The organism is Arthrobacter sp. Hiyo1 (genome assembly GCF_001263615.2).
Taxonomy (GTDB): domain Bacteria; phylum Actinomycetota; class Actinomycetes; order Actinomycetales; family Micrococcaceae; genus Arthrobacter.
Window position 1 is genome coordinate 924,432 of record NZ_DF952469.1, and the last position, 5,265, is coordinate 929,696.

Sequence of the window (5,265 nt, forward strand, 5' to 3'; positions counted from 1 at the left end):
GCGTCGCCCTCGCCGAGGGCAGCCAGGATGCTCCACCTCGTCTCGTCGCCGAGCGCGGCGAACACGGGAACCAGGGTGCTCGCGGTCACGACCCACCCTCGACATAAGCGGCCAGTTCGTCGAGTTCCGAGTCCCAGCCCTGGCGGTGGCTCTCCATGTTGAACGCCGGATCGCTCGTCGTGTCGAAACCGGTCTCGACGACGGTGAGCTGCGTTCCGCCGTCGAGCGCTTCAAGCGTGAAGCGGAAAACGGTCGAACGGTCAGGATCGACCTCGGTGGGCTGGGTGCCGCGCGCGTCGTCGTTGCTCCAGCGGTAGGCAATCATTCGGGGTGGGTCGAGCTCCTCGATCCGCACCGGGAAGGCGCCGTATCCTTCGAAAGAGAAGACACCGCCGGCGCCGACGGCGACGTCGTCGAGGACGGCGGTCTGTCCGAACCACCGCGCGATGTGCTCGGCTTCGGTGATCGCGGCCCAAACCTTCTCGATTGGTGCTGCGATGGTGATGGTGCGCCTCACGGTGAACTCGCCGGCATCGACGACGGAGGCCTGGTTTGCAGTCATAGTCATGATTCTGTTCCTTTCAGTCAGTTACTGCAACTACAGGGTTGCATTAACCTAAAGAAAGAGCAACCCCTAGGTTGCAGATCGAGGCTTGCCGCCGTCGCCAAGGGCGGATCTCTTGCGGCGTCCCGAGGCCACGATGAAGACTGCGACGGCGATTGCCACTATCGCGGCGGCGCCGCCGATTGCAGTGATGATGCTCCAGGGGCTGACAGTCCCGTCGTCGGATTGCGTTCTGGCTGTGGTGGCCGCAGGCGCGGGCTTCGAGGCTGCAGAGGTTGTTGCGCCCGCGGCAACCGCGGCGTAACGGGATACCGAGCCGTCGCCGGTACCGTTGCCCGGGCTCGTCACGATGAGCGTCCCGTCCGGAGCCACAGCCAGATGGCCGGAGTTCTTATCAGTGGGAATGGAGGATCCCACAGCTGTTGCGCCCGGCGGGACGACGGACAGCACGCGGTCCTGGACAGTGGTCACGTACAGGGTTCCGTCCTGCCCGACGGCTGCCTCTTGGGGGCCTCCCGGGACGAAGATACGGTATGCAACCGTATCAGTGTCCGGCTTGATGACAGCTACCCGATCGGAACTGATGTTGGTGACGTAAATTGTTCCGTCGGGCCCGGCGGCGATCCCGTGGGGGTTCTCGGTGTCGCCGGGTGTCGAACTAACCTGAATGGTCCGTGAGACGGCGCTCGCTCCGGAAGGAATGACCGAGACCGTCCCTGCGATTTGGTTCGCGACGAACGCGGTGCCGTCCTTCGTGACTGCGACCTCCACCGGCCCTGCTCCGACGGGTACTGTCCGGCCCACGGTCGATCCGTTCGGTGCAATGACCGACACGGTGTGCTCCGAGTGGTTCGGAACATAGATCGTCCCATCAGGTCCTGCGGCGATCAGATGGCTTCCGGGGGAAACCGGAATTCTCCGGGCCACGCCGCTCGCGCCAGCAGGAATAACGCCCACGTCGTACTGATTGCTGGCGCTGTCCCGTTCCGCGACGTACAGGGTGCCGTCCGGGGCCAATGCCAGGCCGGAGGTATATCCTCCCGTGGTGATAGTCCGGGAAGGCTTAGCGTCTCCGGGCGGTATCACACTGATGCCGCCGGCCGCTCCATAGTTGCCGACATACGCAGTGCCGTCGGAACCAACCACCACGCCAACGGGCACCCCGCTCACGTCCAGAACTTCCGAAGGTGCCGCCATCGCAGGCACAGCGCCCAGATAGGCGAACGCCGTCGCGGCCACGACGGCCAGGCTCCAAGATTTCACTTTTCTTCCCCCAAAATCCCCACAACGGCGCTGGACGCCGGCTCAGCGGAGCGTGCTCCGCGTCTGCAGCATATCCCGCCGCCGGTCCTCACCCCTTGCGCGGCAGATACGTGTTGACCGGGCGGCCGGTCGAACCGTAGGCCAAATGCAGGTCAACTAGTCCTTTGCGTTCGAGTTCGCTGAGATAGCGCTGGGCCGTCGGGCGGCTGATGCCGACGCTGCCGGCAATCTCCGAGGCACCCAAAGGCTCCGTGGAGTGAACCACCATGTCGAGGACTTTTTGCATGGTGGGCGGCAGGCGCCGGGGTGCTTTCGCAGGGGGAGCCGTCCGGCGCAGGCTGAAGAGCTGGTCCACGGTCGCCTGGTCGGCCACGGTCCGGGACTCCGCTTCCTGCCGCCAGCGCCGATAGGCCTCGAGCTGGGTTTGCAGCTGCTCGAAGCCGAACGGTTTGACGAGATAGTACACCGCTCCCCCGCGCATGGCGGCCCGCACGGTCTCAAGGTCCCGGGCGGCGGTGATCATGACGGCGTCGAGCTTTTCGCCGGCTCCCTGAAGGGACCGCAGTAAACTGATGCCGTCTTCATCGGGGAGGTAGACATCCAGCAGAAGAAGGTCCGGTTTGAGCCGCTGCACGGCTTCCCTGGCCTCCGCCGCGGTGTGTGCCTCGCCGACGCATTCGTATCCCTCTATTTTGGCCACGCGGCTGGCGTGGATGCGCGCTACGCGGAAGTCGTCGTCGACCACCAAGGTGCGGATCATTCGATCGATTTTCCTGTCATGACCGGGGTTTCGGATTCCAAACGCGGTTCCGGTAACCAGATTTCAAAGCGTCCCCCGGGTCCGGGGAAAACATCCATGGTTCCTCCCGCACGGTGAACGATCCGGCTCACCAGCGCAAGGCCTATCCCGCGACGCATTCCCGGCCGCGGTTCTTTCGTGGTGAATCCGTCAGCGGTGATCGTGCCCACCAATTCTGCAGGAACACCGCCCATTGTCGGTCACGCAAATGAAAATGCCCGAGGAGTCGTCCAGTTGGATGGTCACCTCACGGGGTGTGGGTTGCTCCGCGAGGATCTCGACGGCGTTGTCCAGGAGGTTCCCGACGATCGTCAGCAGTGCTTGCGTTTCAAGGAACGGTTGGCGCAGCTGGGAGTCGTCGGTCACCGAGATTTCCACATCCTGCTCGGCAGCCACGGTGATTTTCGCGAGCAGCAGCGCCGCGAGCTCCGGCGGCTCGATCCGCGAGCGCAGTCCTTCGCCAAGTGAGCGCGAGGTGTCCGAAATCCGCGATACGAAATTCCGCGCCTGGTCCACATCTCCAAGCTCCAAGAGTCCGTCCACCACGTGGAGACGGTTGGCGTACTCATGCTCCTGTGCGCGCAAGGCTTCCATCAGGCCTTCGACCGAGCGAAGGTCGCGGACGAGGCCCTCAACCTCGGTACGATCACGCAATGTGACCACCGAGCCGATGCTCCTTCCAGCCAGGGCAACGGACATCCGGTTGACCACCAGCAAGGCGTCCTCGGTGATCACGATCTGGTCGGTTCCGCTGATCTCACCCGTCAGGAGGGAACGAAGCCGTCCGGGCGGCAGAAGATCCTCGATCTTCTCTCCCAGCACGTTTTCTTCCAGATGTAGCAGGGAGCGTGCCTCGGAGTTGATGACGGTGACCCGGCCGTCGTCGTCGAAGCCGATCATCGCCTCGCGGATGCCGTGCAGCAAGGCTTCGCGCTCTTGCAGGAGGGACGCAATCTCCACCGGTTCGAGATCGAAGGTGACCCGCTTGATTCGGCGCGCCAGAAGGGCCGAACCCATGGCACTGATCACGAGCACCACGCTGAATAGCCGGCGATCAGCAACACCTGCTTGGTGAGTTCGCTGCTTTCCGTGGTCTCCAGGATTCCCACCGAGACCTGCCCGACGACGGTCCCGTCCGCCGCGCGCACCGGCGCCTTGGCGTTGACTGAGTCGCCAAGGCTGCCTTTGTCTATTCCGACGTGGGTCTGCCCGTCAAGGACCGCGACGGGTTCTTCCAGGGTCTGCCCGATGAGGTTTGGATTCGGGTGGGAGTACCGGACACCTTTCCGATCGGTGACCACGACGTAGTCCGGCTGTGCCTGGGACTGGACCTTGCTCGCGATCGCCTGAATCGAGTGCGTGGGATCTCCGTTCCCCAGCGACGTCACGATTTCCGGCATTTGCGCCACCGTCGTGGCGATTCCCAGCGCCCGGAGCCTGTACTGGTCTTCGAGGGTCTGGTTGCTGATCTGGGTGTAAAGAAGCGCGCCCAGAGTGACTGTCACAAAGAGGATGCAGAGCAACCACACCAGAATCTGGGAGGCAAGGGGCCGGGCCTTCCAGCGCGCGCCGAAAAATCGCAAGCCACGCGACTCTGGATGCACTGCCAACCTCTTCCTACTCTCCTAGTAGCTTATGTGACAAAGTTCACGGCTACTACGGCTCAGCGGCGCACCGGCACCTTGGCATGCCACGAGGTATGTTTCTCATAGACGTGTGCGATGCCCAAGAGATCCGCCTCCGCGAATTCCCGTCCCAGGAAATGCATCCCCACCGGCTGTCCTCCGGCAAATCCGCACGGGATGCTGAGTCCGGGCATTCCGGTGAGGTTGGCCGGCGAGAGCATCATGAGCGCGCTGGAGAGGGAATCCTTCCCCGTTGAGCCGGTGAGCGAATGGGACATGTCAGCTTCGATCGGCGCGATGGACGGCAGCGTCGGGGACACCAAAGCCTGGACTCCTGCGTTGTCCATGGCAGTCCGCAGGGAGGCGCGAAGAGACGAGCGCACTTGATGCGCCAACTGGACGTCTTCTCGCGGCACCAAGGCGCCGGTTTCGATCATCACGCGGGTTCCGCGGAGATACTTGTCAGCGCTTCCGGCCAATAGTTCGCGATGGTGTTCGACCGATTCGGACAGCGAAATCGCCAAGCTCGCCGGCAGGGCCATCTTCAGTTCCGGGAGGGACACCTCAACAAGCTCCACCCCGAGTCCTTGCAAAACCATCAGAGCCTGCTCGAGGACCGCAGCCACTTCCGGCGTGACCTCCCACTCGGCCCAAGCGCCACGATCCACCGCCACCCGGGTCGGGGCCGGCATCGCCTCGGGGAGCACCATCTCCTGAAGGCGTGCCGCCGTCGCGGGCTCCAGCATGCCTTGGAGCAGCACCGCACAATCCGACACGCTTCGAGTGATCGGACCGATGTGGTCAAGAGTATGGCTGACGTTGAGAACGCCCGAACCGTCCACCAGTCCGGCCGTGGCTTTGAGGCCCACCAGCCCGTTCACCGACGCCGGATTCCGCACGGATCCACTGGTATCCGTGCCCAGGGCGCCCGGTGCGCTCCCGACGGCCACGGCCACTCCCGAACCGATGCTGGACCCGCCGGCGTAGCGCTCCGCCCCCCAGGGACTTTTCGA

The 5,265-nt window shown here is 63.9% G+C and carries 7 protein-coding genes; all 7 read right to left on the reverse strand.

Annotation, left to right across the window (positions count from 1 at the left end):
* Window positions 1-85 precede the first annotated feature (85 nt).
* A complete protein-coding gene (locus AHiyo1_RS08550) occupies window positions 86-568 on the reverse strand; it encodes an SRPBCC family protein (RefSeq protein ID WP_059388271.1) in 483 nt (160 codons plus the stop codon).
* A 66-nt stretch (window positions 569-634) separates the two neighbouring features.
* Window positions 635-1,828, reverse strand: coding sequence for a virginiamycin B lyase family protein (locus tag AHiyo1_RS08555; protein ID WP_059388272.1), 1,194 nt, complete (start codon window positions 1,826-1,828; stop codon window positions 635-637).
* Window positions 1,829-1,916: 88 nt separating this feature from the next.
* On the reverse strand, window positions 1,917-2,588 hold the full coding sequence (locus tag AHiyo1_RS08560) for a response regulator (protein ID WP_059388273.1): 672 nt from the start codon (window positions 2,586-2,588) through the stop codon (window positions 1,917-1,919).
* A complete protein-coding gene (locus AHiyo1_RS28215; protein WP_445286193.1) occupies window positions 2,585-2,821 on the reverse strand; it encodes an ATP-binding protein in 237 nt (78 codons plus the stop codon). The genes AHiyo1_RS08560 and AHiyo1_RS28215 overlap by 4 nt, the downstream gene beginning before the upstream one ends.
* Window positions 2,778-3,665 (reverse strand): sensor histidine kinase, encoded by an 888-nt coding sequence (locus AHiyo1_RS25475; RefSeq protein WP_216363155.1) that lies wholly within the window; start codon window positions 3,663-3,665, stop codon window positions 2,778-2,780. Before AHiyo1_RS25475 ends, AHiyo1_RS28215 begins: the two co-directional genes overlap by 44 nt.
* A complete protein-coding gene (locus tag AHiyo1_RS25480; RefSeq protein WP_216363156.1) occupies window positions 3,653-4,210 on the reverse strand; it encodes a hypothetical protein in 558 nt (185 codons plus the stop codon). Before AHiyo1_RS25480 ends, AHiyo1_RS25475 begins: the two co-directional genes overlap by 13 nt.
* A gap of 80 nt (window positions 4,211-4,290) precedes the next feature.
* The coding region (locus tag AHiyo1_RS08570; RefSeq protein WP_148667503.1) for an amidase at window positions 4,291-5,265 on the reverse strand (975 nt) is incomplete at its 5' end.

Bases quoted from the DNA above. Each gene is read 5' to 3' on its own strand.
- AHiyo1_RS08550 (WP_059388271.1), bottom strand. From the start codon at position 568: ATGACTATGACTGCAAACCAGGCCTCCGTCGTCGATGCCGGCGAGTTC.
- AHiyo1_RS08560 (WP_059388273.1), bottom strand. From the start codon at position 2,588: ATGATCCGCACCTTGGTGGTCGACGACGACTTCCGCGTAGCGCGCATC.
- AHiyo1_RS28215 (WP_445286193.1), bottom strand. From the start codon at position 2,821: ATGGGCGGTGTTCCTGCAGAATTGGTGGGCACGATCACCGCTGACGGA.